20 protein-coding genes and 1 pseudogene are annotated in these 24,649 nt (G+C 66.0%); 14 read left to right on the top strand and 7 right to left on the bottom strand.

The window, feature by feature from the left end; all coding sequences use genetic code 11:
- Positions 1–104 precede the first annotated feature (104 nt).
- Positions 105–1,649 carry a YifB family Mg chelatase-like AAA ATPase gene (locus EXV95_RS17740; RefSeq protein ID WP_176887880.1) on the top strand — a complete coding sequence of 515 codons (1,545 nt, stop codon included), beginning with the start codon at positions 105–107 and terminating at the stop codon, positions 1,647–1,649.
- Positions 1,650–1,815: 166 nt separating this feature from the next.
- Complete coding sequence (locus EXV95_RS17735) at positions 1,816–2,322, top strand: MarR family winged helix-turn-helix transcriptional regulator (protein WP_176887879.1); 507 nt, start codon at positions 1,816–1,818, stop codon at positions 2,320–2,322.
- A gap of 78 nt (positions 2,323–2,400) precedes the next feature.
- Here the strand turns inward: EXV95_RS17735 and EXV95_RS17730 are convergent, their stop codons facing one another.
- Genes EXV95_RS17730 through EXV95_RS17720 form a run of 3 tightly spaced genes read right to left on the bottom strand, consistent with a single transcriptional unit; the run spans position 2,401 to position 6,501 of the window.
- Entirely contained in the window at positions 2,401–3,993 is a 1,593-nt protein-coding gene (locus tag EXV95_RS17730) for an acyl CoA:acetate/3-ketoacid CoA transferase (protein ID WP_176887878.1), read from the bottom strand.
- 37 nt (positions 3,994–4,030) lie between these two features.
- Positions 4,031–5,284 (bottom strand): thiolase family protein, encoded by a 1,254-nt coding sequence (locus EXV95_RS17725; RefSeq protein WP_176887877.1) that lies wholly within the window; start codon positions 5,282–5,284, stop codon positions 4,031–4,033.
- A gap of 2 nt (positions 5,285–5,286) precedes the next feature.
- Positions 5,287–6,501 carry a thiolase family protein gene (locus EXV95_RS17720; protein ID WP_176887876.1) on the bottom strand — a complete coding sequence of 405 codons (1,215 nt, stop codon included), beginning with the start codon at positions 6,499–6,501 and terminating at the stop codon, positions 5,287–5,289.
- A gap of 159 nt (positions 6,502–6,660) precedes the next feature.
- Between EXV95_RS17720 and EXV95_RS17715 the strand changes: the two genes are divergently transcribed.
- The 7 genes and pseudogenes from EXV95_RS17715 to EXV95_RS17685 all read left to right on the top strand — a co-directional run bounded on the left by EXV95_RS17715 (position 6,661) and on the right by EXV95_RS17685 (position 16,899).
- Entirely contained in the window at positions 6,661–7,446 is a 786-nt protein-coding gene (locus EXV95_RS17715) for a crotonase/enoyl-CoA hydratase family protein (RefSeq protein ID WP_055399790.1), read from the top strand.
- Between the two features lie 44 nt (positions 7,447–7,490).
- The gene (locus EXV95_RS17710; protein ID WP_176889096.1) at positions 7,491–9,359 is read left to right on the top strand and encodes a feruloyl-CoA synthase; all 1,869 of its coding nucleotides are present in this window, start codon (positions 7,491–7,493) and stop codon (positions 9,357–9,359) included.
- 37 nt (positions 9,360–9,396) lie between these two features.
- A complete protein-coding gene (locus EXV95_RS17705) occupies positions 9,397–10,161 on the top strand; it encodes an SDR family NAD(P)-dependent oxidoreductase (protein ID WP_055399781.1) in 765 nt (254 codons plus the stop codon).
- Between the two features lie 53 nt (positions 10,162–10,214).
- Positions 10,215–11,204: a Bug family tripartite tricarboxylate transporter substrate binding protein gene (locus EXV95_RS17700; RefSeq protein ID WP_055399779.1), complete on the top strand. Its 990-nt coding sequence runs from the start codon at positions 10,215–10,217 to the stop codon at positions 11,202–11,204.
- Between the two features lie 278 nt (positions 11,205–11,482).
- On the top strand, positions 11,483–13,183 hold the full coding sequence (locus EXV95_RS17695; RefSeq protein WP_176887875.1) for an acyl-CoA dehydrogenase family protein: 1,701 nt from the start codon (positions 11,483–11,485) through the stop codon (positions 13,181–13,183).
- A 124-nt stretch (positions 13,184–13,307) separates the two neighbouring features.
- Complete coding sequence (locus tag EXV95_RS17690) at positions 13,308–15,041, top strand: tannase/feruloyl esterase family alpha/beta hydrolase (protein WP_255484788.1); 1,734 nt, start codon at positions 13,308–13,310, stop codon at positions 15,039–15,041.
- Between the two features lie 149 nt (positions 15,042–15,190).
- Positions 15,191–16,899, top strand: a pseudogene (locus tag EXV95_RS17685) (tannase/feruloyl esterase family alpha/beta hydrolase).
- A 53-nt stretch (positions 16,900–16,952) separates the two neighbouring features.
- Here the strand turns inward: EXV95_RS17685 and EXV95_RS17680 are convergent.
- The 3 genes from EXV95_RS17680 to pobA all read right to left on the bottom strand — a co-directional run bounded on the left by EXV95_RS17680 (position 16,953) and on the right by pobA (position 20,773).
- Positions 16,953–17,402 carry a carboxymuconolactone decarboxylase family protein gene (locus EXV95_RS17680; protein ID WP_176887874.1) on the bottom strand — a complete coding sequence of 150 codons (450 nt, stop codon included), beginning with the start codon at positions 17,400–17,402 and terminating at the stop codon, positions 16,953–16,955.
- A 234-nt stretch (positions 17,403–17,636) separates the two neighbouring features.
- Positions 17,637–18,728, bottom strand: coding sequence for a hypothetical protein (locus EXV95_RS17675; protein ID WP_176887873.1), 1,092 nt, complete (start codon positions 18,726–18,728; stop codon positions 17,637–17,639).
- A gap of 872 nt (positions 18,729–19,600) precedes the next feature.
- Positions 19,601–20,773 (bottom strand): 4-hydroxybenzoate 3-monooxygenase, encoded by a 1,173-nt coding sequence (gene pobA / locus EXV95_RS17670; protein ID WP_176887872.1) that lies wholly within the window; start codon positions 20,771–20,773, stop codon positions 19,601–19,603.
- Positions 20,774–20,988: 215 nt separating this feature from the next.
- Here pobA and EXV95_RS17665 point away from each other — a divergent pair, with 215 nt between their 5' ends.
- From EXV95_RS17665 to EXV95_RS17655, 3 genes are all read left to right on the top strand, one after another.
- On the top strand, positions 20,989–21,882 hold the full coding sequence (locus EXV95_RS17665) for a helix-turn-helix domain-containing protein (protein ID WP_176887871.1): 894 nt from the start codon (positions 20,989–20,991) through the stop codon (positions 21,880–21,882).
- 93 nt (positions 21,883–21,975) lie between these two features.
- Positions 21,976–22,353 carry a VOC family protein gene (locus EXV95_RS17660; protein ID WP_176887870.1) on the top strand — a complete coding sequence of 126 codons (378 nt, stop codon included), beginning with the start codon at positions 21,976–21,978 and terminating at the stop codon, positions 22,351–22,353.
- 15 nt (positions 22,354–22,368) lie between these two features.
- Entirely contained in the window at positions 22,369–22,797 is a 429-nt protein-coding gene (locus EXV95_RS17655) for a VOC family protein (RefSeq protein ID WP_121507896.1), read from the top strand.
- An 8-nt stretch (positions 22,798–22,805) separates the two neighbouring features.
- Here the strand turns inward: EXV95_RS17655 and EXV95_RS17650 are convergent, their stop codons facing one another.
- Positions 22,806–23,255 carry an Lrp/AsnC family transcriptional regulator gene (locus EXV95_RS17650; protein ID WP_015012065.1) on the bottom strand — a complete coding sequence of 150 codons (450 nt, stop codon included), beginning with the start codon at positions 23,253–23,255 and terminating at the stop codon, positions 22,806–22,808.
- A gap of 101 nt (positions 23,256–23,356) precedes the next feature.
- On the opposite strand from EXV95_RS17650, the gene EXV95_RS17645 reads away from it, so the two are divergent.
- Together EXV95_RS17645 and EXV95_RS17640 are read left to right on the top strand one after the other, a co-directional pair.
- Positions 23,357–23,977, top strand: coding sequence for a LysE family translocator (locus tag EXV95_RS17645; RefSeq protein ID WP_176887869.1), 621 nt, complete (start codon positions 23,357–23,359; stop codon positions 23,975–23,977).
- A 100-nt stretch (positions 23,978–24,077) separates the two neighbouring features.
- On the top strand, positions 24,078–24,620 hold the full coding sequence (locus EXV95_RS17640; RefSeq protein ID WP_255484787.1) for an EVE domain-containing protein: 543 nt from the start codon (positions 24,078–24,080) through the stop codon (positions 24,618–24,620).
- Positions 24,621–24,649 lie beyond the last annotated feature (29 nt).

Below are 24,649 nucleotides of genomic sequence, written 5' to 3'. Positions count from 1 at the left end.
CAGTGGCGGTGTGCGCGCGGACATGCCGCACCTTGTTGGTGCACCACACAACCGGTCCGCGCTAAAAAACCATAAAACGCACCCATCTGGGGAGAAACCGCTTCATGAGTCTTGCTTTGGTGCAAAGCCGCGCCCTTCTGGGGCTGCAGGCGCCTTCTGTCACCGTCGAAGTGCATCTGGCCAATGGTTTGCCCAGCTTCACGCTGGTGGGCCTGGCCGAGGTGGAGGTCAAGGAGGCCCGCGAACGGGTGCGCTCGGCGTTGCAGAACGCGGGGTTGGAGTTCCCGCATAACAAGCGCATCACAGTAAACCTGGCACCAGCCGATCTGCCCAAGGACTCGGGCCGGTTTGATCTGCCGATTGCGCTGGGCATCCTCGCCGCCAGCGGGCAGGTGGACGCAAGCCGTCTGGCGGGCTACGAGTTTGCGGGCGAGCTGTCGCTGTCGGGCGAATTGCGCCCCGTGCGCGGCGCGCTGGCCACCAGCTTGGCGCTGCAGACCCAGCAGATCACCGCGCAACTGGTGCTGCCCCCCGGAAGTGCCGAAGAGGCCGCCCTGGTGCCCGCCGCGCGGGTGGTACGCGCACGGCATCTTCTGGATGTGGTGCGAGCCTTCCTGCCGCAGGGCAGCGTGGCTGCGGGCGATGCCGACGTGGCCAACGACGGCTGGACCCGCCTGCAGGCCACCCCCATGGCGGCGAGCACAGCAGGCCCCGACATGTGCGACGTGAAAGGCCAGGCCAGCGCCAAACGCGCGCTGGAGATTGCTGCCGCTGGCGGGCACAGCGTGCTCATGGCCGGGCCGCCGGGGTCGGGCAAGTCGATGCTGGCGCTGCGGTTTGCGGGGCTGCTGCCCGCGATGACCGTGGACGAGGCGCTGGAGAGCGCCGCCATTGCCAGCCTGGCCGGGCGCTTTCGCACCGACCAGTGGGGCCAGAGGCCCACAGCCGCGCCGCACCACACCGCCAGCGCAGTGGCCCTGGTGGGCGGCGGATCACCCCCCAGGCCCGGCGAAATTTCGTTGGCGCACAACGGAATCCTGTTTCTGGACGAACTGCCCGAGTTTCCGCGTGCTGCCCTGGAGGCCCTGCGCGAACCGCTGGAGACAGGACACATCACCATCTCCAGAGCGGCGCAGCGTGCGGATTTCCCCGCCCGGTTCCAGATGATTGCGGCCATGAACCCCTGCCCGTGTGGCTACCTGGGCTCCACCCAGCGCGCGTGCCGCTGCACGCCCGATCAGGTGAACCGCTACCAGGCCAAGCTCAGCGGCCCGCTGCTGGACCGCATTGACCTGCATGTGGAGGTGCCCGCCCTGCCCGCCGACCAGCTGGTGCAGGCACCCGCGGGCGAAGCGAGCGAGGCGATCCGCGAACGCGTGGCGCAGGCCCGCGCCGTGGCACTGGCGCGGCAAGGCAAGACCAACCAGGCGCTGCAGGGCCAGGAGATCGACACCCACCTGCACCTGCAGGATGCCGCCGCCAAATTCCTCAACACCGCCGCCGCCCGTTTGGGCTGGTCGGCCCGCAGCACGCACCGTGCGCTGAAGGTGGCGCGCACCATTGCCGATCTGGCGGGCGCACCCTCGACCGAAGTGGGCCATGTGGCCGAGGCCGTGCAATACCGGCGCGTGCTGCGCAGCCCCATCTGAGAGCCATGGGCGCCGATGCTGCACCGTGTGTGTCGCCTGCCGCACATCAATTACTATAATTTTAATAGCAATAGATACCCGTCAAACAAGCGCTAGCGGCTGATTTGAATCAAATTTCCGCGCAACCTGCTGCCAACCCGCGCCCACCCCCCGCCACAATCACCCCATGTCCAGCGTTCGCACCACCAAAAAGACCACAGCCTCCATGGCTCCAGCCAACCCGGCGCCCGCACCCGAATCGGTGGACACCGGCTTTTTGCGCACGCTGGTGGGCTACAACGCACGGCGCGCATCGCTGGCCGTCATCGAGGTGTTCATGGAGCGCATGGCGGTGTACCGCCTCAAGGTGGTGGATTTTTCGGTGCTGTCGCTGGTGGCGCACAACCCGGGCGTGACCTCGCGCCAGCTGTGCGTGACGCTGGGCGTGTTGCCGCCCAACCTGGTGGGCCTGGTGGCTGCGCTGGAGCGGCGCGGGCTGATCGAGCGCCGCCCCCACCCCAGCGACGGCCGCGCCATGGGCCTGCACCTGACGCCCGCCGGTGTGGAACTGACCGCCCAGGCCGAGCAGACCGCCGCACAGCTGGAGGTGGACGCCACCGCAGGCCTCACGGCCGCCGAACGCAAGACGCTGATCCGTCTGTTGCAAAAGGTCTACGCCCGCGACGGGGCCTGACAAAGAAAAGGGGCACTGCAGCCAGCGCCCCTTGGTCCTTGGTTTTGTGCCCGGCTTCGGGCAGCTTCTGCGCCCCGTCTATTGGCCTGCGGCCGCCTGTGCCACCGCCTCAGACTTCGCCGCCATGGCCGCCGCCAGTCCGCCCCACTTTTCGTGGAACAGGCCCGCATCCATGGTCTTCACATTGCGCATGATCGGCTTGAAGCCCATGTGCGCCAGCACGTCGCGCTCCAGGTCAATGCCGGGCGCAATCTCGGTCAGCTCCAGCCCTTCGGTGGTCAGGTGGAACACGGCGCGTTCGGTCACGAAGAGCACGTTCTGCTCCCGCTGGGCAGCATCCAGCCCGTTGAAGGTGATCTGCTCGACCTTCTCGATGAACTTGCGCGAGCGGCCTTCCTTGACGATGGTGAGCTGGCCGTCGGCCACCTTCACCTCCAGGCCCCCCGCCGTGAAGGTGCCGCAGAACACCAGGTTCTTGGTCGACCGCGTGATGTTCACAAAGCCGCCACAGCCCACGGGCCGACCGTTGAACTTGCTCACGTTCACGTTGCCGTGGTTGTCGGCCTGCGCCAGGCCCAGGAAGCTCGCGTCCAGCCCGCCGCCGTCGTAAAAGTCGAACTGCAACGACTGCTCGATGATCGCGTCGGCGTTGTAGGCCGTGCCAAAGTCGCCCAGCTGCGCCGGGATGCCGCCGGTGATGCCACTTTCCACGCTCAGCGTGAACTGGTCCGCCACGCCCTCTTCCGCCGCCACCGACGGCACACCGGCCGGAATACCGATGCCCAGGTTGGTGATGGCGCCCGGCTTCAGCTCCAGCGCGGTACGGCGTGCGATGACCTTGCGCTCATCCAGCGCCATGGGCGCCAGCGAGTTCACCGGCACGCGCACGTCGCCACACAGCGCGGCGTTGAACTGCGTGGTGATGGTCTGCATGTGGTTCTCGGGCTGGCTGACCACCACATAGTCCACCGACACGCCCGGCACCTTGACCGACTTGGGGTGCAGGCTGCCCGCCTTGACGATGCGCTCCACCTGCGCGATCACGATGCCGCCGCAGGCCTTGGCCGCGTGGGCGATGTTGATCTGCTCCAGCAGCACGCCTTCCTTGTCCAGCGTGATGTTGCCGTTCTCATCGGCCAGCGTGCCGCGGATGATGGCCACATCGACCTTGGGCGAGGGGTAGAACAGCCACTCCTCGCCGTTGAATTCGACGAGTTTTACAAGGTCTTCGGTGGACTTGCTGTTGAGCTTGCCGCCTTCGATGCGCGGGTCTACAAACGTGCCCAGGCCCACCTTGGTGAGCAAGCCAGGGCTGCGGCTGGCGATGTGGCGCGTGAGGTGCGACAGGCTGCCCTGCGGGAAGTTGTAGGCCTCCACCTCACCGTCAAACACCATCTTCATCATCTCGGCACCCGTCTGGCCGAAGTGGCCGGCCACCGTGCGCTTGATCATGCCGGGGTGGGCAAAGTGCACCATGCCCGCGTCCTTGCTGTTGCCGATGGCGCCGCAAGCCCAGGTGGTCACGTTGCGCGGGTGGCCGGTCTCCAGAAAGTTCTTTTCCACGCCCTTGAGCACTTCCTCGGGCAGGCTGGAGACGGCCAGACCGCCCAGAAAGATGGTGGCGTTGTCAGGGATCAGGGCCCCGGCCTGGGCTGCGGTGATGATTTTCATGGTGCTGTGCTCTTGCAAATGGGTGTGAAGACTGGATTTACGCGTCGGTGTTCTCGATCAGCAAAGCAATGCCTTGCCCGCCGCCCACACAGGCGCTGGAGATGCCGTAACGCAGCCCTCGGCGGCGCAGTTCGCGCGCCAGGGTCACCGTCAGGCGCACACCGGTGGCGGCCAGCGGGTGGCCCAGGGCGATGGCGCCGCCGTTCACGTTGAGCTTGTTCAGGTCGAGCCCCAGCTCGCGGCCCACGGCCAGGGTCTGTGCGCCCTGGGCTTCGTTGATTTCGAACAGGCCGATGTCATCCAGCGTGAGGCCGGTGCGGGCCAGCAGCGCGCGGATGGCGGGGGCCGGGCCAATGCCCATGTACTCGGGCGCCACACCCACGGCCGCCACGCCGCGCAGGCGCGCCAGGGGCTTGAGGCCGTGCTGCTGCACATAGCCGTCGCTGGCCACCACCGCGCCCACGGCGCCATCGACCAGGGCCGAGCTGTTGCCCGCCGTCTGCACGCCGCCCGGATACACGCTGCGCAGCGTGGCCAGCGTCTCCACCGGCGAGGGGCGCGGGTGCGTGTCGCGGTCGAGCTGCGCCACCTTGCGCGGCAGCGTGATGCCGCGGCTGGCGTAGCCTTCCAGCTCAAACTTCTCGCTGACCACGGGCACGATCTCGCCCGCCAGAAAACCGTCGGCCTGCGCCTTGACGGCGCGGTCAAACGATTGCGAGGCATAGGCGTCCACGTCCGCCCGGTTGATGCCGTATTTTTTGGCCAGGTTCTCGGCCGTCTCAATCATCGTCACCGGGCCTGCGGTGTCGATCAGCGCCTCCATCAGGAAGTCCTTGAACTCCACCGGCGCGCCCAGCTTGAAACCGGTGCGGTGCGTGTAGGCCGCAATCGGGTTGCGCGTCATGGACTCGGTGCCCACGACCAGCGCCACGTCGGTGTAGCCCAGCGCGATCTGGTCTGCGGCCTGGCGGAACAGCTCAAAGCCCGTGCCGCAGATGCGTTGCACCAGGATGGCGGGCACGGCCTGCGGCACGCCTGCATACAGGCCAATGTGGCGCGGCAGCACAAAGGCGTCGAAATCGGCCTGCGCCATGGAGCCGGTGATGACCGAGCCCACATCGGCAGCGGGCACGCCGCTGCGCGCCAGCACGGCACGCGCCACCTTGATACCCATGTCGGTGGGCGACACATGGCCCAGCGGGCCGCAGTAATCGACCATGGGCGTTCGCACGCCGTCCACCAGCCACGCGTTCAGGGGGGCGGAGAAAGAGCTTGTCGAAGTGGTAGTCATGGTCAGGCCTTGGAAGTGTTTTTGCTGTCGGTCACACGCAGCACGGTGGCATAGCCGGTGTCACCCGCGGCGCAGCCGGTGAACAGGCCCACGCCGCCGCCACGCAGCACCAGCTCTTCGATGAGTTCGATGATCGCGCGCATGCCGGTGGGCGCCTGGGGGTGGCCCCAGATGATGGAGCTGCCGTAGTTGTTCATGCGCTCCCAGGCAAAGCCGGTGTCGCGGGCCAGGGCGATGTCGTTCACCGCGAAGGGGTTGTGCGTCTTGATGGCATGCACGTCCGCGATGGACAAGCCCGCGTTCTTGAGCGCGTTAAACGCGGCAGGCGACGGCGCCATGGGCATGTAGCCCGCCTCCACGCGCGACATGCCAAAGCCCAGGATCTCCACTTCGATGCCGGGGTCGGTGGCCACGGCACGGGCCCAATCGCGCGTGGTGACGATGGCGCCCGCATTGCCGTCGGCCGGATGCGTCTGGCCGCCAAAGGTCACGGTGCCGCCTTCTTTCACGGGCTTGAGCTTGGCCAGGCCTTCGGCGGTGGTCGGGAAGATGCCTTCATCGGTGCTCAGCGTGCCGGTCTGCTTGCGGAACTTGGAATCGGTGACGGGCACATCCACCATGTAGCGCTTTTGGAAGGCACGGTCGTTGGCCAGCGCCTCCTGGTATTGGTGGTAGCGGTGCAGCTTGAGCGCGTGCTGCTCTTCGGTGCTGATGCCATAGCGCGCGGCCACGTTCTCGCCGGTCTGCAGCATGGGGTTCTTGGCGTAGGGGTCGTGGCCCATGTTGTCGGGCACCCAGTGCTCGGTGATGCCGTAGCCGCCGGTGCCGCTGGAGTCGGGGTAGTACACCACCGGCCCGTTGGACTGGCGGTCGGCCATCACCAGCAGCGCGCTGGTGGCCGTGCCGCAGGCCACCTCTTGTGCAGCCATCTGCAGCGCGCGCACACTGGTGGCGCAGGCCTGCTGCACCGTGGGCCCGGCCACACGGTCGATACCCATCATGCCGGTGACCCAGGGCAGGCCGTAGAAGCTGCCCTTTTGCGGGTTGGTGATCCCGAGGATCGCCAGGTCCACCGCGGCCAGGTCGTACCCGCGCGCGGTGAGCGCCTGCTTGCCCACCGCAGCGGCCAGCGGCAGCGCGTTGAGGTTGGCCAGCGTGCCCTGCCACTTGGCAAACGGGGACGACCAGTAGATACCGTAGGGGATGAAGGCGTTCATGACAGGGTCCTTGCTTGGATTGCGCACCAATTTTAGTTATTTATCATAACCATATGAGTCGCTTGAAAAGCTAGGGAAACCCCCTAGCAAAGAGCGGCCTTGCGGCCTTGTTTTAGTTATTTTTGATAACCATAATTTCCCTAACTCACTCACACCACCATGACCAAGAACTCCGACATCTCCCTTGAAATCCGTGGCGAACGCGAGGAAATCGCGGTCATCCGCCTCACCCGCCCCGCCAAGCGCAATGCCTTGAACGACGGCCTGATCCTGGCGCTGCGCGACGTGATGGACAACCTGCCCGCAAGCGTGGGCGCCGCCGTGATCGATGGCGATGGCGAACACTTCTGCTCGGGCCTCGACCTCTCGGAGCTGAAAGAGCGCGACGCGGGCCAGGGCCTGCACCACTCGCGCATGTGGCATGCAGCGCTGGACCGCGTGCAGTTCGGCCCCGTGCCCGTGGTGGCCGCGCTGCACGGCGCGGTGGTGGGCGGCGGGCTGGAGCTGGCCAGCGCCTGCCACATCCGCGTGGCCGATGAATCCACCTTCTACGCGCTGCCCGAAGGCTCGCGCGGCATCTTTGTGGGCGGCGGCGGTGCGGTGCGCATTCCGCGCCTGATCGGTACGGCCCGCATGACCGACATGATGATGACCGGCCGCGTCTACAACGCCGTGGACGGCGAGCGTGTGGGTTTTGCCCAATACCTCGTGCCCACCGGCACCGCATTCGACAAAGCCTTTGAGCTGGCCCAGCGCATTGCGCAGAACGCACCGCTGACCAACTACGCACTCATGCACGCGCTGCCCCGCATTGCCGAGCAGCCGTCCGACCAGGGCCTGATGACCGAAGCCATGATGGCCGCCATCGCCCAGAGCGCGCCCGAAGCCAAGGCCCGCGTGCGCGCCTTCCTCGACGGCAAGGCAGCCAAGGTCCAGAAGGCCTGAAGATGCGAGCCCCCGCCCGCGCCAGTGAGTTCTTGAAAGCACCCATGATGGCAACCGCCCCCACCCCCCGCTACCGGCCGCTGCGCTTTGGCGTGACCGAGGTCACCACCCGCCAGGGCGACAACGGCGTGGTCTATGTGCGCGCCACGCAAGACCTGCAACCCCACCCCGTGCGCCTGACCGACCGCCTGGCGCACTGGGCGCAGACGACGCCCGACCGCACCTGGATGGCGCAGCGTGTGAAGAACGCCGACGGCAGCCTGGGCGACTGGCGGCACATCAGCTACCGCGAGGCATGGGACAGCGCGCGCCGCATTGCGCAAGCGCTGCTGAACCGCGGCCTGAGCGCCGACCGCCCCGTGGTCATGCTCAGCGAAAACGACCTGGAGCACGCTCTGCTGTCGCTGGGCTGCCTGGTGGCGGGCGTCCCGCAATGCACCGTGTCGGCCGCCTACTCCACCGTGAGCAAGGACTACGACAAGCTGCGCCACGCCATCGACACCCTCACGCCCGGCCTGGTGTTTGCGAGCAGCGGCGAGCGCTTTGCCGCCGCCATCAACGCCACGGTGGGCGCCGACGTAGAGGTGGCGCTGATCGAGGGCACCCTGCCCGGCCGCAGTACCACACCATTCAGCGCGCTGCTAGCCACCGAGGCCACGCCCGCCGTGGATGCCGCACACGCCGCCATCACGGGCGACAGCATCGCCAAGTTCATGTTCACCTCGGGCTCCACCAAGGCGCCCAAGGCGGTGATCGTCACGCACGGCATGTGGGCTGCCAACCTGCAGCAGATGAACCAGTCCATGCCGGTGCTGACCGAAGACGACCTAGTGCTGGTGGACTGGCTGCCATGGAACCATACCTTTGGCGGCAACCACAACTTCGGCATCGTCATCTACAACGGTGGCACGCTGTACCTGGACGAAGGCAAGCCCACGCCCGCCGGCATGGCCGAGACCATCCGCAACCTGCGCGAGATCGCGCCCACGGTGTACTTCAACGTGCCCACGGGGTTCGAAGTGCTGGCGCACACCATGAAGACCGACGCGCAGCTGCGCAAGAACCTGCTCAGCCGCGTGAAGATGTTCTTCTTTGCCGCCGCCGCACTCTCGCAACCCATCTGGGACGCCCTCTTTGAGGTGGCCGAGCAGGAGGTGGGCGAGCGCATCGTGATGAACACCGGCCTGGGCATGACCGAGGGCTGCCCCTTCTGTGTGGCCGTGAACAGCCCCAACGTGCAGGCGGGCGACATCGGCGTGCCCACGCCGGGGCTGGAGTTGAAGCTGGTGCCGATTGATGGCAAGGTCGAGGTGCGTTATCGCGGCCCCAACATCACGCAGGGCTACTGGCGCAACGCCGAGGCCACGCAAGAGGCGTTCGACGAAGAAGGCTTCTACTGCTCGGGCGACGCCGTGAAGTGGATCGACGAGGCCGACCACAACAAGGGCCTGAAGTTCGACGGCCGCATTGCCGAAGACTTCAAGCTCAGCACCGGCACCTTCGTGAGCGTGGGCCCCATGCGCGCCAAGATCATCGCGGCCTGCGCACCCTATGTGCAGGACGCTGTCATCACCGGCATCAACCTCAAGGAAGTGGGCGCACTGCTGATCCCCACGCCCCACATCCGCACGCTGGCGGGCCTGCCCAGCGACGCCAGCCTGCCACAGGTGCTGGAGAGCGCGCCCGTGCAGCAGCACTTTCAGCAGGTGATCAACCAGCTGGCCGCACAAGCCACGGGCAGTGCCACGCGTGTGGCCCGCATGCACCTGATGGCCGAGCCGCCCTCGCTGGACAAGGGCGAGATCACCGACAAGGGCTCCATCAACCAGCGCGCTGTGCTCAAGCACCGCGCCAACCTGGTGGAAGCCATGCACGAAGGCAAGTTGCCATTCACCCTCGTGCCCCAGAAATGAATTGACCTGAACTGAACGACTACCCAAGGACACCACCATGCAGATTCAAGGACAAGCCGCCCTCGTGACCGGCGGCGCATCGGGCCTCGGTGAAGCCACCGCCCGCGCACTGGCCGCCCAGGGCGCCAAGGTCGCGGTGCTGGACCGCAATGCCGAACTGGCTGAAAAAGTCGCCGCAGACATCGGTGGCGTAGCCTGCCCCTGCGACATCACCGACGCCGCCAGCGTGCAGGCCGCCATCGACAAGGCCGCCGCCGCCCACGGCCCCGCGCGCATTCTCATGAATGTTGCAGGCATCGGCAGCGCCAAACGCGTGGTGCAGCGCGATGGCAGTGCCGCGCCGCTGGAAGACTTTGTGCGCGTGGTCAACATCAACCTGATCGGCACCTACAACGTGAGCCGTTTGTTTGCCGCCGCCTGCAGCAAGCTCGACGTGCTGGACAACGGCGAGCGCGGCGTGATGATGTTCACCGCCTCCGTCGCCGCCTTTGACGGCCAGGTGGGCCAGCAAGCCTACAGCGCCTCCAAGGCGGGCCTGGCGGGCATGACCCTGCCCATGGCGCGCGACCTGGCACAGCACGCGATCCGCGTGTGCACCGTGGCGCCCGGCCTGTTTGCCACGCCGCTGATGAAGGAACTGCCCGAGGCCGTGCAGCAATCGCTGGCCGCCAGCATCCCTTTCCCGCCACGCCTGGGCAAGCCCGAGGAGTTTGCCGAGCTGGCCTGCCACATCGTGACCAACGGCCATCTCAACGGCGAAGTCATCCGCCTGGACGGCGCCCTGCGCATGGCGCCACGCTGATCCATTCCTTCCCCCGCCCCCAGAGCTTTCAACGACACACAGGAGACAACACCATGACCATCACCCGCCGACAACTCGTCCAGGCCTTTGGCGCCAGCGCCGCGCTGGGCGCCCTGCATCCCTTTGCTGCCCACGCCCAGGTAGACCAGGTGAAGGTGTACTTCGGCTTCCCCGCTGGCAGCTCGGGCGACACCGTGGCCCGCCGCGTGGCAGAAAAATGGGGCGGCAGCGCCTTCAGCAAGAACGCTGGCGTGGTGGAGAACAAGCCCGGCGCGGGCGGCCGCATTGCGCTGGAGACGCTGAAGGCAGCGCCTGCCGACGGCTCGGTGCTGGCGCTGGCGCAGGTCTCGGCCATTGCCAACTACCCGCACATCTACAGCAAGATGAACTACACCGACAAGGACTTTGCACCCGTGTCGATTGCCGCCGTGATGCACCACGGACTGGCCGTGGGCCCCATGGTGCCCGCCAGCGTGAAGAACGTGAAGGACTTCCTGGCCTGGGCCAAGGCCAACCCCAAGGACGCCAGCTACGGCTCGCCCGGTGCGGGCTCCACGCCGCACTTCCTGGGCGCGCTGCTGGGCATCAACAGCGGCGTGGACCTGCGCCATGTGCCCTACCGTGGCTCCATCCCGGGCGTGACGGACGTGGTGGGCGGCCAGGTGGCTGCCATGGTCACGCCGCACGGTGACTTCATCGCCAACTACAAGGCGGGCAAGCTGCGCATCCTGGCCACCTCGGGCCCCAAGCGCTCGCAGTACGTTCCTGATGTGCCCACGTTCGCCGAGCAGGGCTTCCCCGAGCTGACCACCGAAGAATGGTTCGGCTTCTACGCCCCCGCCGCCACGCCCAAGCCGGTGATTGCCGCCGCCAACGCTGCCATCAACGCTGCGCTGAAGGAAAAGTCGGTCATCGACAGCCTGGCCATCGTGGGCCTGATGCCCCACGGCTCCACGCCCGAAGAGCAAGCGCGCTGGCAGAAGGCCGAATACGACACCTGGGGTCCGCTGATCAAGAAGATTGGTTTCACCGCAGATTCTTGAAGGTTGTGAATCCCCCCTGAGCGGCTTCGCCGCTTCCCCCCTGGGGGGGACGCCGCCAGCGCGGCGGGGCGGCCCTTGCGCGGCGGCCCTCGCCTGGGCGCGCGCCGGTATCGACGGGCGGCGGGCGGCGGGCGCAACTCTCGCCCCACCCGTTCGGGCTGAGCCTCTCGAAGCCAGGGCGCAAGCAGCCACCAGGCTTGTACAGACGAAATTTAGAAGAAAACAGCCTCCAGCGCTTATCTAACAAGCGCCAAAAGCTATCAAATAGTGAGCATTTCATGCAAGCACGCCAAGCCCTTGCCGACATCCAGCATCTGCTGACCCACGTGTTGCAGGCGCCCAGCCGCTGGCAGGCGCTGGCGCCGTTTGCCGACACCGATGGCGAGCTGGCTGCGCAGGTGTTGGACGAGGCCGCCAAGTTTGTGGACAGCGCCATCGCCCCGTTGCAGCGCAGTGGCGACGAAGAGGGCTGCCGGTTTGACGCAGGCAAAGTGCACACGCCCGCAGGATTTCGCGATGCCTACCAGGCCTTCTGGCAGGCGGGCTGGCCGTCATTGTCGTGCGCGCCCGAGGACGGCGGCCAGGGCCTGCCTGCGGTGCTGGAGTGTGTGCTGTTTGAATGGCTGGCCGGTGCCAACCATGGCTGGACCATGGCGCCCGGCCTGCTGCATGGCGCGTACGAATGCATCAAGCACCACGCCAGCGACGAACTCAAGGCGCAGTACCTGGAGAAGGTCGCCACCGGCGAATGGCTGGCCACCATGTGCCTGACCGAAGCCCACGCGGGCAGCGACCTGGGCCTGGTGCGCACACGCGGCGTGCCGCAGCCCGACGGCAGTGCGCGGGTGAACGGCAGCAAGATTTTCATCTCTGGCGGCGAACACGACCTGACCGACAACATCGTGCACCTGGTGCTGGCACGCCTGCCCGATGCACCGGCGGGCCCCAAGGGGCTGTCGCTGTTCCTCGTACCGAAAGTGCTCCCAGACGGCAGCCGCAATGCCGTGGTGTGCGAGCGCATCGAAGAAAAGATGGGCCTGCACGGCAGCCCCACCTGCGTGATGCGCTTTGACGACGCCACCGGCTGGCTGGTGGGCGAGCCCAACAAGGGCCTGAACGCCATGTTCGTGATGATGAACGCCGCGCGCCTGCATGTGGGCCTGCAAGGCATCGGCCTGCTGGAAGCCGCATGGCAAAAAGCCAGCGCCTACGCGGCAGAGCGCCGCCAGATGCGCGCCCCCGGCGCCAAGGACACCAGCCTCATCCACGACCACCCCGCCATCCGCCGCATCCTGCACACGCAGCGCGCCTGGATCGACGGCGGGCGCGTGCTGGCTTACCACACCGCCCTGCAGCTGGACGTGGCCAAGCACAGCACCGACGCGGGCGAGCGCGCAGCCGCCCAGCGCTGGTGCGCGCTGGTCACGCCCGTGCTCAAGGCCGCGCTCACCGACCAGGGCTTCCACGGCGCCAGTGCCTGCCTGCAGGTGTTTGGCGGCCATGGCTACGTGCGCGAATGGGGCATCGAGCAGATCGTGCGCGACGCGCGCGTGGCCATGATCTACGAGGGCACGAACGAGATCCAGGCGATTGACCTGCTGGTGCGCAAGGTGCTGGCCGATGGTGGCCAGGGCCTGGCAACGCTGCTGACCACACTGCCCGGCACAGCGCCCAGCCCTGCGGCCAGCGCACGCCGCCATGCGCTGGTGGAGATCACACAGACGCTGGCGATTGCCGCCCAGTCCGACGCCGAGTTGCCCTACTGGGTGGCCGACGACTACCTGCGCGCCGTGGCGCTGGTGCTGCTGGACTGGGCCTGGTGCCAGATCGGCGCGGCCAGCCACGGCGAGCGCTGGAACGCCCCCGCCCAGGCACTCACCCAGTGGGTGCTGCCCGAATTCGACATGCGCGCCGCCATCCTGCGCCAACGCATCGCACAGTCTCTGGAAATCAAGAACAAATTGGCCGCCAGCGCTTGATGGACAAGCGCTAACAGCTACAACATCAGTAGCAATCGCTGGTAGAGCTGCACCAACTCCTGCAGTGCATTGAGGCCGCGCTGCGGGTTTCCCTGGGCCTCAGATAACAAACGGAGACAACAGCATGACCATTACGAAAAGAAGAATGCGCATCCACCCCCTCGCCCTGTCGGCCCTGCCGGCAGCCCTGCTGATCGGGTGCGGAGGGGGATCGTCAGATGCAGGGCTGCCGCAGCTGGCAGCCGCCAACCCGGGCACCTTGAAATCGTGCAGCGACCTGGCCGCACGCATCAACTTTCCCAACACCACCATCACGGCGGCCAGCCCCGTAGCGGCAGGTACGCTGACCGTGGCGGGCACCCCCGTAGCAGCGCACTGCCAGATCACCGGCACCATGCACTCGCGCGTCAGCGCTGTGGATGGCAAGAACTACGCCATCGGTTTCGAGATGCGCCTGCCCAACGCCTGGAACGGCCGCTTCTACTACCAGGCCAACGGTGGGCTGGACGGCAGCGTGGTGCCCGCCACCGGCAGCTACAGCTCGGGCGTGCAGGTGACCAGCGCCTTGCTCCAAGGCTTTGCGGTCATCAGTTCGGATGCCGGCCACACCGGCGCACAGAACAACACCTTCGGTTTCGATCCGCAAGCCCGCCTGGACTACGGCTACCAGGCGCCCCAGAAGCTCACACCCATGGCCAAGAACGCCATCGAGCTGGCCTATGGCCGCGCGCCAGACCGCTCGTACTTCGGCGGCTGCTCCAACGGCGGGCGCCACACCATGGTGGCCATGTCGCGGCTGGCCAATGAATACGACGGCTTCCTCGCGGGCGACCCAGGCTTCAACCTGCCCAAGGCAGCAGTCAGCCAGGTGTGGGGCGCCAAGAAGTACGCGGCCCTGGCCACGCCCGGCGCCATGACCACCGCGCCCGCCTGGCTGGGCGGCTTTCCGGTGCCCGACATCGGCACCGCATTCACCCCCGCCGAGCGCACGCTGGTATCGAACCGCATCCTGGCCAAGTGCGATGCGCTGGACGGCGTGACCGACGGCATCGTGGGCGATGTGGCGGCCTGCCAGACCCAGTTCAAGCTGAACGACGACGTGCCCACCTGCACCGGCGCGCGCGATGGCAGTTGCCTCACGGCCGAACAAAAGACGATGGTGGCCGAGATCCACACCGGGGCCAAGACATCGGCAGGCGGCGCCATCTACAGCACTTTCCCGCTGGACCCCGGCATCGCCAACCAGGACTGGGCAACCTGGGAGTTCGTGATCGGCCAGGTGCTGGACCCATTGTCCTCGGGCACCGTGTTCAGCACGCCCCCCGTGCAGCAGACGCTGGCCACGGCCAACATTGACCAGTTGGCCGCCTCCATCTTTGCCACCAACGCCACGTTCACCGAATCGTCCATGTCGTTCATGACGCCGCCCAACCCCACCGACCTGGCCAAGCTGAAAGGCCGTGGCGCCAAGGTCATGGTGTTCCACGGCACGGGCGATGCCGTGTTCTCATACGACGACACCGTGAACTGGTACAAGGGCGTGGCCGCTGCCAACCAGGGCGATGCGAGCAACTTTGCGCGCCTGTTCCCCGTGCCCGCCATGGGCCACTGCGGCAGCGGCATCACCACCGACCAGTTCGACATGCTGACCCCGCTGGTCAACTGGGTCGAAAAGGGCCAGGCCCCCGACAAGGTGATCGCCCAGGCGCGCGGCGCTGGCAATGCCGCCGGTGCCAACCTGGAGCTGCCCGCCAGCTGGTCTGCCAACCGCACCCGCCCGCTGTGCGCCTACCCCAAGGTGGCGCGCTACAACGGCACGGGCGACATCGAAAGCGCCAGCAGCTTCAGCTGCAAGTAGCGCCCCCAGGGCCCTGGCCCCTTGCGGCCCGGGCCCTTTTTCTTGGGGTGTGCCCCTTCGCCCAGAGCGCGGGGGGACACCCTCCACCCTTCGGAGACACCGCATGCCACACCCCCTCCCGCGCCCCCCTCCCCCTGTCGGCCCTGGCCATGGCACTGGGCACCGCCACGCTGCTGGCGGGCTGCGCCAGCGCACCACGCACCACGCCCCCACCGCAGCTCGGCGCCGCCACACCCGCCACGCTGAAAAACTGCACCGCGCTGGCCCAGAGCCTCGCGCTGCCCGACACGCGCATCACCTCGGCAGAGATGGTGGCCGAAGGCCCGATCACCCTGCAGGGCAACACCACCCAGGCGCCCGCGCACTGCCTCGTCAAAGGCAAGATGAAAGAGCGCACTGGCCCCGTGGACGGCGCCAGCTACGCCATCGGTTTTGAGATCCGCATGCCCGTCGACTGGAACGGCCGCTTTCTGCACCAGGCCAACGGCGGGCTGGACGGCAGCGTGGTGACCGCGCTCGGCGCGGTGAGCGGCGCCGCACCCGTGGCCCCGGCCTGGTGCAAGGCTTTGCCGTGCTCAGCTCGGACGCAGGCCACGGCGCACCCACGCCCTTCTTCGGGCTGGACCCCCAGGCCCGGCGCGACTACGGCTACCAGGCCGTGGGCACCCTCACGCCCATGGCCAAGGACCTGATCAAGGGCGCCTACGGCAAAGGCCCGGACCGCTCGTACATCGCAGGCTGCTCCAACGGCGGGCGCCACGCCATGGTGGCCGCATCGCGCTATGCCGACCAGTACGACGGCGTGCTGGCGGGCAACCCCGGCTTCAGCCTGCCCAAGGCCGCCACGGCCCAGCTGTGGAAGGCCCAGCAATACGCCAAGGTGGCACCGAAGGACGCGAATGGTCCATCTGCCCAGCCCGACCTGACCAAGGCCGTGAGCCCCGCCGAGTTCCAGCTCATAGCCCGCAAGATCGTGGAGCGCTGCGACGCGCTGGACGGAGCCACCGACGGCCAGGTGAACGACGTGCAAGCCTGCCAGACCGCATTCAACCTGCAGCGCGACGTGCCCACCTGCACCGGAGCCAACACTGCGCGGGATGGATCGTGCATCTCTGCCGAGCAAAAGAACGTGCTGGCCAGCATCTTTGCCGGGCCCAAAAACAGCAAGGGCGAAGCCCTGTACACCGGCACCTGGTTCGACCCCGGCGTGGCAGGCAGCAATTTTGCGTTCTGGCACTTCAACGCACCCACCACGCGCGACGCGGGGGCCGTGGCCTTCCTGTTCACCACACCGCCCTCCACCCTGGACGCCTTCAAGGCCACCACCGGCCTGCAGTACGCGCTGAACTTCAGCATGGAGACGGACTACCCCAAGATGTTCGCCACCACGCCGGTCTACACCGAGTCATCCTGGTCGTACATGACGCCCCCCAACGCGGCCGACCTGAGCGCCCTGCGCAACCGGGGCGCCAAGATGATGGTCTACCACGGCGTGGCCGACGGCGTGTTCTCGCCCATCGACACCGCGAACTGGATGGACCGCGTGCAGGCAAGCCACGGCGGCAAGGCCGACGACTTTGCCCGCCTGTACCTGGTGCCCGGCATGAACCACTGCTCCGGCGGCCCCGCCACCGACCAGTTCGACATGCTGGCCCCGCTGGTGGCGTGGGTGGAACAGGGCAAGGCGCCCGACAGCGTGACGGCGAACGCGCGCGGCGCGGGGGCCAAGTTGGTCAACGCCGAACTGCCTGCCAGCTGGTCTGCCAACCGCACCCGGCCGCTGTGTGTGTACCCCAAGGTGGCGCGCTACAACGGGTCGGGGGATGTGGAGAGTGCGAGCAGTTTCAGCTGTAAGTGATCAACGGTTGAAAAAAGGAAGCCCGGCGCAGGCCGGGCTTCCTTTTTTTCTTTTTACGCCTTGGCGCGAGGCTTCATGCGGAAGCTGACACCCATGCGGTTGATGGCATTCATGGTGGCAATGGTGAGCGTCAGGTCCACCAGGTCCTTCTCACCAAACACGGCCAGTGCGGCCGCATAGGCCTCATCGGAGGCATGGGTCTCACTCACGCGCGTCACCTCCTCGGCCCAGGCCAGTGCCGCGCGCTCCTGCTCGGAGAACAGATACGCCGCCTCATGCCACACAGGGACCAGCACCACCTTCTCCACTGACATGCCTTCGGTCAGCAGGTCACGCGTGTGGATGTCAATGCAGTGCGCGCACCCGTTGATCTGCGACACGCGCAGGAAGACCAGGTGCGTCAGCAAGCTGGGCAGGCCCGTGCCCTGGGTGACAAAGTGGTGCAGCGTCCCGATGGCCTTGGCACCCTCGGGCGATATGTTGAACCAGACAGCGCGATTCATACAGCAGTTCCTTCACATTGAATGTTGGGCGGAGGGCGGTATTGACCTCCTGCTCTCAAGACGTGTGATGTGAGGGCGCTTTGACAGGTGCTGGAGAAATGGCTGCGGATTTTTGCGTGGCCGCCTGAGGGGAGCAAGGCAAGGCACCCGACAACATGACCGCCAAGGCACGCGGCGCAGGCGCCAATGGGGTCATCGCAGGATGCTGAGCGTCCGTGAGCCTTCCGCTTGCGCTCATGTATCAGGGGGCAAAAGGGTTCCTTGCCCACTGTCGACTTTTTCGCTCTCTTCGGGAAATGCGACTGCTGCTACCGTCGCCTTAGTCAGCCGATTCGTCCGTACGTTTTTAGAAAGGAGCTTATGAACCTCGTCAACCACGTACTCATGGGGTTGAGGTACCCCTGCTTCATCCTCTCTAAGGTGCACCACAAGACGACAACTCATGGACGTGCCGTTCTGAAATTTCACCCGCTTGACTGCGACTTGAGTCAGGAACTGCTCATCGCGTATCACGAAGCTGATGTTGTGTTTCTCGAATCGCCCGCGCCACTTACCACCATCCCGAGTGAGTACAGGCGCGATGATTTCGATGTCAGCCCGTTCAATCACCATTGGATCTAGCTCTTCCAGACTGACAACGAAGTCCTGGAAACTTGCTCGCGTCACACGGGCTTCCTCATTGCCCCGAGGCGTATGAGTGTTCGCGAACCCAACAGCTGCCACCTTGTCGTAGGTAAGCAGCGATTCATAGAACTGCGAACGCAATTTAATGATCCGGCGATTTGCGAGGAGAGCAGGCAAGACGGCCTCGACGGTAGGCTCGTTTTCAAGATGCAATGAGAGATTGGAATCTGTGGCAGGCAATTTAGGAGCGTCTGGCGCTATCTCTTGCTCCATCTTCTTCAGCTCCAGGCGAGCCTTTCGAAGATTCAATTCGTTCTGCTCGATCTGCTGCGCAGCAAGCTTTTTGTCGCGGTCTATAGCGATGGCGTTGGCTTTGACCTGCTGGTCTAACAATGTGCTCTGGTAATGCCACCAAACGCCCCCAGAACAGATTGCAGTAACTGCTGAACCGATGAGCCCCAGCGCTACCGCGTGTTTACCGATGAAATTCAGATAGACCTCAAGGCCGCCTTCGCCATGCGCCATCGTCTCAATGCGCACGTAAACATCCAGCTGTCTAGCGACCTCTTTGACCAGCGCCAAGACGTCACCTTCACACGCATGTAGCACCCAGGCATCCATCTCATGTGATTGATCCGCCAGCACAAAGTGCACCATCAGGCGACCAGGGCTCGCTCCCGAATCAACGGCATCCATCTGCATTCACTTCTCCTCCAGCGTGTTTGAAGGGAATGTACTAGCAAAAAAGCAGTGCCTTGGTTAAGTGTGAATGCGTGTAGCGGGCACGGTTCCACGAGGCGACCGAATGACTAGAACGGCAATCCTAAATAGCTCTTTGCCAGAGCTCCCTGCGCCGTCTCTGACGATTACAGATACTCAAGATCCGTGTCCTGCAGCGTTTGGTCGTAGGCCAGCGAATCGGAGAAGGTGCGCGGCATGACCGCCATCCACTACAAGACAAGAAGCGCAGACCGCCTCAGAGTATTTGCCGAGGCCTGTGCGGTCGCCGTTTTGGTAGCGGGCCACCATCGCGTGGCACAGGCGGGCAGAAGTCTGAGCTCCGCAGCCATCGCTAGGAGTCAGCAGCCTACTCCGACGCGCCCGACTCGTGTTCAGCCTGCATTGGCAATCTGCTGGCCTCTTCTTTCGCCTTCTTCCCCTGGTCGTAATGCCACTTGATGGCGAAGAACATGCCTGTGCCGAAAACGGCCACCTTGAACACAATGAAGACTATCGGGACCCAATCCATCTTTGAGATTTTCCTGGCTGTTGATTGGCACTATCGGATGTGAAGTGCACTGCCTAAAAACGCCGCGTCAGCGGCTTAATCGTGTTCAAGCCATCATCGAATCTCACATCGACAGCACTGGGCAAATGATCTGAAAACTTGGTGCGATGCTATCGGGCCTGCTGTGCGGGCGTAAGCATCAGTTCCGCCTAAATTTTGCGTAGCAGATGGAGACCGCTGCCCAACGCGACTGCCTGCACTGAGCGCCGATCTGGGCGCAAAAAAGGCTTGCAGGAGGAAACCCCATGCAAGCCTTTGACTGGGTAGCAGTGCTACCGCAGGGTGCTCAGAACGGCAACCCCACATAGTTCTCCGCCAGCGACCCCTGCGCCTTCTCCGACGAGAACAGATACGCCAGGTCCGTGTCCTGCAGCTTCTGGTCGTACGCGATGGAATCCGGGAAGGTGTGCAGCATGGTCGTCATCCACCATGAGAAGCGCTGGGCCTTCCACACGCGGGCCAGGGCCTTCTCGGAGTATTTGTCGAGGCCCGTGCTGTCGCCGTTTTGGTAGTGGGCCACCATCGCGTGGTACAGGTAGTAGATGTCCGATGCCGCGCTGTTCAGGCCACGGGCGCCGGTTGGCGGCACGATGTGGGCGGCGTCGCCGGCCAGGAACAGGTTGCCGTAGCGCATCGGCTCGGCCACGAAGGAGCGCAGGGGCGCGATGGACTTTTCGATGGATGCGCCGGTGATGAGCTGTGCGGCCACCTCGGCGGGCAGGCGGCGTTTCAGCTCGGCCCAGAAGGCTTCGTCGGACCAGTCTTCCACGGTGTCGGTCAGCGGCACCTGGATGTAGTAGCGGCTGAGCACCTGCGAGCGCAGCGAACACAGCGCAAAGCCGCGCTCGTGCTTGGCGTAGATCAGCTCGGGCGAGACGGGTTTGGTGCGCGAGAGCACGCCCAGCCAGCCGAAGGGGTAGACCTTTTCGTACTCCTTGAGCACATCGCGGGGGATGGACTTGCGGCTCACGCCGTGGAAGCCGTCGGCGCCGATGACGAAGTCGCAGTCGATGCGCACCACTTCGTCGCCACTGCGGTAGGTGACGTACGGGTTGGCGCTTTTCAGGTCGTGGGGCTGCACGTCTTCGGCGTTGTGGATGACGATGCCCTTCATGCGGTCACGCGCTTCGTACAGGTCGCGCGTCAGCTCGGTCTGGCCGTAGACGACCACCGAGCTGCCGCCGCTGTACTTGTGCAAATCGACCCGGTCCATCTTGCCGTCGTGGGCGATGATGAAGCCGTCGTGGATCTCGCCTTCCTTGTCCATGCGCTCGCCGCACTGGGCCTCGCGCATCAGCGCGGCAAAGCCGTGCTCCAGCACGCCGGCGCGGATGCGGCCGAGCACGTATTCGCGGCTTTGGCGCTCCAGCACGATGGTGTCGATGCCCTTGAGGTGCAAGAGCTGCGAGAGCATGAGGCCCGAGGGGCCGCCGCCGATGATGCAAACCTGGGTTTTCATGGTTGTCTCCTTTGTGGCGAGCGGCTCACAAAACTCCCCTGGCGTTGTTGTCCTGCCTTGCCGTACTAGTTGTACTGTCTGCGGCAGGACGCCTAGCCAGGGCCGCTTCGCTGAGTTGTGTGAGCCGCTCTGTTGGGTTGATGACATGGGTCAAAACGACCCCCTAAAGATACGTGGCACAGTCGCCGCGTTGAATGGACGGATGGAGCCAGAACATGCACTTTTCGAACATGGCCGAGAACCACAGCAGCATCCAGTCGTACAGCCTGTTTGGCGAGTCGCAGCACCTGCCCGACGTGCTGCACTGCGAGACGATTGCCGAGCGCTCGGTGCTGCACGACTGGGAGCTGGCGCCGCACCGGCACACGCGGCTGCACCAGGTGCTGCTGATCGAATCGGGCGGCGGCGTGGCGCATCTGGATGGCGAGCAGCACGCGCTGGCCGCCGGTGCGCTCATCAACGTGCCGCCGGGCCATGTGCATGCGTTTCGGTTCACACAGCACACACAGGGCTGGGTGGCCACGCTGGCCGATGAATTGATGGACGAGATTTTTGTGCGCGTGGGCGATGTGCGGCGCGACCTGGCGCGGCCCGCCGTGGTCACCGCCAACCCACCCATCAGCCAGGCCATGGGGCAGATCTGGCAGGAGTTCTCGGGCCGCGCCAAAGCGCGTGCGCTGGTGCTGCGGGGCCTGAGCGCCACGCTGCTGGGCTGGGTGGCGCGGGCCATCGAAGACCACAGCCCCGACGACACTGCTGCTCCAGAGTCCAGCCTTGTGCAGCGGCTGGAGGCGCTGATCGAGGCGCATTTTCTGGAGCACTGGCAGGTGGCGGACTACGCGCGCGCGCTGGCCGTGTCGCCCACGCACCTGAGCCGCGTGGCGCGGGCCACCACGGGCGTGTCGGCCCAGCGGCTGATCGAGGCGCGCCTGATGCGCGAGGCTCGGCGCAACCTGGCCTACACCCACCTGGGCGTGGCCACCATTGCCTACACGCTGGGCTATGCCGACCCGGCGTACTTCACCCGCGCCTTCACGCGCGATGCAGGCTTGTCGCCGCGCAGCTTTCGCGCGCAGGTTGCAGCATCGAGCCCGGGCCGCATCACGTGAGCCCGGTGACACGCTGCTGACACTGCGCTGTCAGCAGGCCGCCGCGACCATCAAGGCTTCTTTTTTGAGTTTGCACGCACAAGGAGCCTTTGCATGAAAAACGCCATCGCCTGGTTTGAAATCCCCACCACCCAACTCGACCGCGCCCAAGCCTTTTACGAAGCCGTGCTGGGCCAGCCCCTGCGCCGCGAGAACATGGGGCCCAGCGAAGGCGCCGTGTTTGCCTACGACGGCGCAGCAGACGGCGTGGGCGGCGCGTTGATGATGGGCCCGACTGCCCCGCAGGTATCAGGCAGCGGCACACTGGTGTACCTGGACGCTTCGCCCTCGCTCGACGCCGCACTGGAGCGCGCCGTAGCCCAGGGCGGCCAGGTCGCCCTGCCCCGCCAGGCATTGCCACCGGGCATGGGGTTCTTTGCGCACATCCATGACCTGGATGGCAACCGCGTGGGTTTGCACGCACTTTCTTGAAGAAGGGACAACCGCATGGAAACACAGGAACTGCACCGGGGCCGGCTGATTGACCACATCCAGCTCGTTGTGCGCGATCTGGCGGCCAGCCAGGCGTTTTACACAGCCGCGCTGGGGGCGCTGAAGGTGCCGATGGGTGGCGCGGACGAGGGCTATTTCTGGGCGGACGAGCTGTTTGTGTCGTCAGCCGACAGCCCTGCCGCGCAAGGCCACCTCACCGGCCGCACGCACCTGGCCTTTCAGGCGCAGGACCGGGCAATGGTGGATGCCTTCTACCAAGCCGCGCTGGCCCACGGCGGCACCGACAACGGCGCACCGGGCGAACGCCCCTACCACCCCGGCTACTACGCCGCCTTTGTGCTGGACCCGGATGGCAACAACATCGAGGCGGTGTTCCATGGCGACGCGCAGCGCAGTGCGGCGTCAGTGAAGATCACGTTCTGAGGGGTGGATCAGCCCGCCTCCGGGCGGGCCAGGCCGCGCAGCGGGATGGGCGTGGAGAACACGATGGACGTGCGTGTTTCGCCATAGCCGTTGATGTCGCCCAGAAAGCGCTCCAGATCGGGCAGGTCGCGCGCCACGACCTGCATCACGTACGAGTCGTTGCCGCTGACATGGTGGCATTCGAGCACCTGGGGCGACTGGCGCAGCTTGTCGATCAGCGCCTTCTTGCCGGGCTGCGGCACGTTGATGCCCACCACGGCGCGCACGCCGTAGCCGACCTTGGCGGGGTCGATGTCGGCATGCACGCCGCGCACCACGCCCGCCTCTTGCAGGCGGCGCAGGCGCTCGAGCGTGGCGGGCACCGACAGGCCCACGGCCTCGGCCAGTTCCTTGAGCGAGGCGCGGCCATCGGCCTGCAGCGCGCTGATCAGGCGCCAGGCTTTGTCATCGACTTCCATAAAAGCCTTTATCGATGGTCACAGAAAAAAACGAAACCCAATTCTGGATTCGCCGAATTTTCTGCATTCTCCACCGCCAGCCGCCGCCCTAGCATTGGTGCATGGACTTCACCTCACTCACCGTGTTTCTGCAAGCCGCCGTCATCGGCGTGCTCATCGCGGCCCCTGTGGGCCCCATTGGCCTTTTGACCATGCAACGCACCCTGGAGCGGGGCCTGGCGGCCGGGCTGGCCACGGGCCTGGGCGCCGCTGCGGCCGATGCGGTGTATGGCGCCGTGGGCGCCTTCAGCGTGCGCTGGCTGATCGACGGGCTGACCCAGGCCAAGACGCCGCTGGCGCTGGGGGGCGGCGCACTGCTGCTGGTGCTGGCCTGGCGCACTTGGCACGCGCCCGTGGCCCACACCGCCGCCCCGGCCCGCGATGCGCGGGGGCTGCTGGGCCTGGCGGCCGGCACGTTTGCGCTGACGCTGGCCAACCCGGCCACCATCGTGTCGTTCATTGCGGTGTTTGGCTCGCTGGGCGGCGGCCGGCCCAGCCTGCCGTCGCCGCTGTGGATGGTGGCGGGCGTGCTGGTGGGCTCTGCCGCCTGGTGGCTGCTGCTGACCGGCGCGATTGCCTACCAGCGGCAGCGCTTTACGCCCGCCTGGCGCCAGCGCATCAACCGGGCGTCGGCCCTGCTGCTGGGCGGGTTTGCGTTGTGGCAGTGGGCGCAGTGGGTCTGAGGCTTTGCGTTGCGCACAGGGATGCTGCAAAGGTACTGACACTGCGGTGTCAGCAGCGCGCCCGCACCATCGGTGGCTTCTTTGACCCGGGGCTTTTCTCATGACCGACGCCGTGCTGCAACACCCTCTCTGGCCGGATGCCGAGCCTGCGCGCAGCGACATGCCTGTGTCGGCAGCTACCTCTGCGGCCACCGCGCGCCGCAACTGGATTGCCGTGGCCTGCGCCCAGCACGCCCGCCGGGGCTGCGCCACGCCTGGCGCGGGCTACATGCAGGTGTGCCATGGCAAGGTGGCGCCGCTGCAGCGCATACGGCCCGGCGACCGCGTGGCGTACTACGCGCCCACGGTGACCATGGGCGGCAAGGACCGGCTGCAAGCGTTTGTCTCCATCGGCATCGTGTTGCCGGGCGCACCGTATGCGTTTGACATGGGCGACGGGTTTGTGCCGTCGCGGCGGGACGTGGCCTATGTGCCTGCACGTGAGGCGGCGATTGCGCCGCTGCTGGACGCGCTGGAGTTTGTGGACGACCGCCAGCGCTGGGGCAGCAAGTTCCGCTTTGGGTTGTTTGCCGTGAGCGACCGCGACATGCGCCTCATTGCACAAGCGATGGAGGCAGATGCTGCCTTGCTGCATTGGGCATAGCGGCACGCCAACGGACGGCAAACACTGAC

This window comes from Acidovorax sp. JMULE5 (assembly GCF_013376875.1).
Lineage (GTDB): Bacteria > Pseudomonadota > Gammaproteobacteria > Burkholderiales > Burkholderiaceae_C > Acidovorax > Acidovorax facilis.
The sequence above is the reverse complement of the archived record's forward strand: the minus strand, read 5'-3'. Positions and strand labels throughout refer to the sequence as shown.

Excerpts from the sequence above, each read along its gene's own strand:
- EXV95_RS17675 (WP_176887873.1), bottom strand. The coding sequence starts at position 18,728 with ATGCAGATGGATGCCGTTGATTCGGGAGCGAGCCCTGGTCGCCTGATG.
- pobA (WP_176887872.1), bottom strand. The coding sequence starts at position 20,773 with ATGAAAACCCAGGTTTGCATCATCGGCGGCGGCCCCTCGGGCCTCATG.
- EXV95_RS17680 (WP_176887874.1), bottom strand. The coding sequence starts at position 17,402 with ATGAATCGCGCTGTCTGGTTCAACATATCGCCCGAGGGTGCCAAGGCC.
- EXV95_RS17720 (WP_176887876.1), bottom strand. The coding sequence starts at position 6,501 with ATGAACGCCTTCATCCCCTACGGTATCTACTGGTCGTCCCCGTTTGCC.
- EXV95_RS17735 (WP_176887879.1), top strand. The coding sequence starts at position 1,816 with ATGTCCAGCGTTCGCACCACCAAAAAGACCACAGCCTCCATGGCTCCA.
- EXV95_RS17730 (WP_176887878.1), bottom strand. The coding sequence starts at position 3,993 with ATGAAAATCATCACCGCAGCCCAGGCCGGGGCCCTGATCCCTGACAAC.
- EXV95_RS17665 (WP_176887871.1), top strand. The coding sequence starts at position 20,989 with ATGCACTTTTCGAACATGGCCGAGAACCACAGCAGCATCCAGTCGTAC.
- EXV95_RS17710 (WP_176889096.1), top strand. The coding sequence starts at position 7,491 with ATGATGGCAACCGCCCCCACCCCCCGCTACCGGCCGCTGCGCTTTGGC.
- EXV95_RS17660 (WP_176887870.1), top strand. The coding sequence starts at position 21,976 with ATGAAAAACGCCATCGCCTGGTTTGAAATCCCCACCACCCAACTCGAC.
- EXV95_RS17645 (WP_176887869.1), top strand. The coding sequence starts at position 23,357 with ATGGACTTCACCTCACTCACCGTGTTTCTGCAAGCCGCCGTCATCGGC.
- EXV95_RS17650 (WP_015012065.1), bottom strand. The coding sequence starts at position 23,255 with ATGGAAGTCGATGACAAAGCCTGGCGCCTGATCAGCGCGCTGCAGGCC.
- EXV95_RS17640 (WP_255484787.1), top strand. The coding sequence starts at position 24,078 with ATGACCGACGCCGTGCTGCAACACCCTCTCTGGCCGGATGCCGAGCCT.
- EXV95_RS17705 (WP_055399781.1), top strand. The coding sequence starts at position 9,397 with ATGCAGATTCAAGGACAAGCCGCCCTCGTGACCGGCGGCGCATCGGGC.
- EXV95_RS17700 (WP_055399779.1), top strand. The coding sequence starts at position 10,215 with ATGACCATCACCCGCCGACAACTCGTCCAGGCCTTTGGCGCCAGCGCC.
- EXV95_RS17715 (WP_055399790.1), top strand. The coding sequence starts at position 6,661 with ATGACCAAGAACTCCGACATCTCCCTTGAAATCCGTGGCGAACGCGAG.
- EXV95_RS17690 (WP_255484788.1), top strand. The coding sequence starts at position 13,308 with ATGACCATTACGAAAAGAAGAATGCGCATCCACCCCCTCGCCCTGTCG.
- EXV95_RS17725 (WP_176887877.1), bottom strand. The coding sequence starts at position 5,284 with ATGACTACCACTTCGACAAGCTCTTTCTCCGCCCCCCTGAACGCGTGG.
- EXV95_RS17655 (WP_121507896.1), top strand. The coding sequence starts at position 22,369 with ATGGAAACACAGGAACTGCACCGGGGCCGGCTGATTGACCACATCCAG.
- EXV95_RS17740 (WP_176887880.1), top strand. The coding sequence starts at position 105 with ATGAGTCTTGCTTTGGTGCAAAGCCGCGCCCTTCTGGGGCTGCAGGCG.
- EXV95_RS17695 (WP_176887875.1), top strand. The coding sequence starts at position 11,483 with ATGCAAGCACGCCAAGCCCTTGCCGACATCCAGCATCTGCTGACCCAC.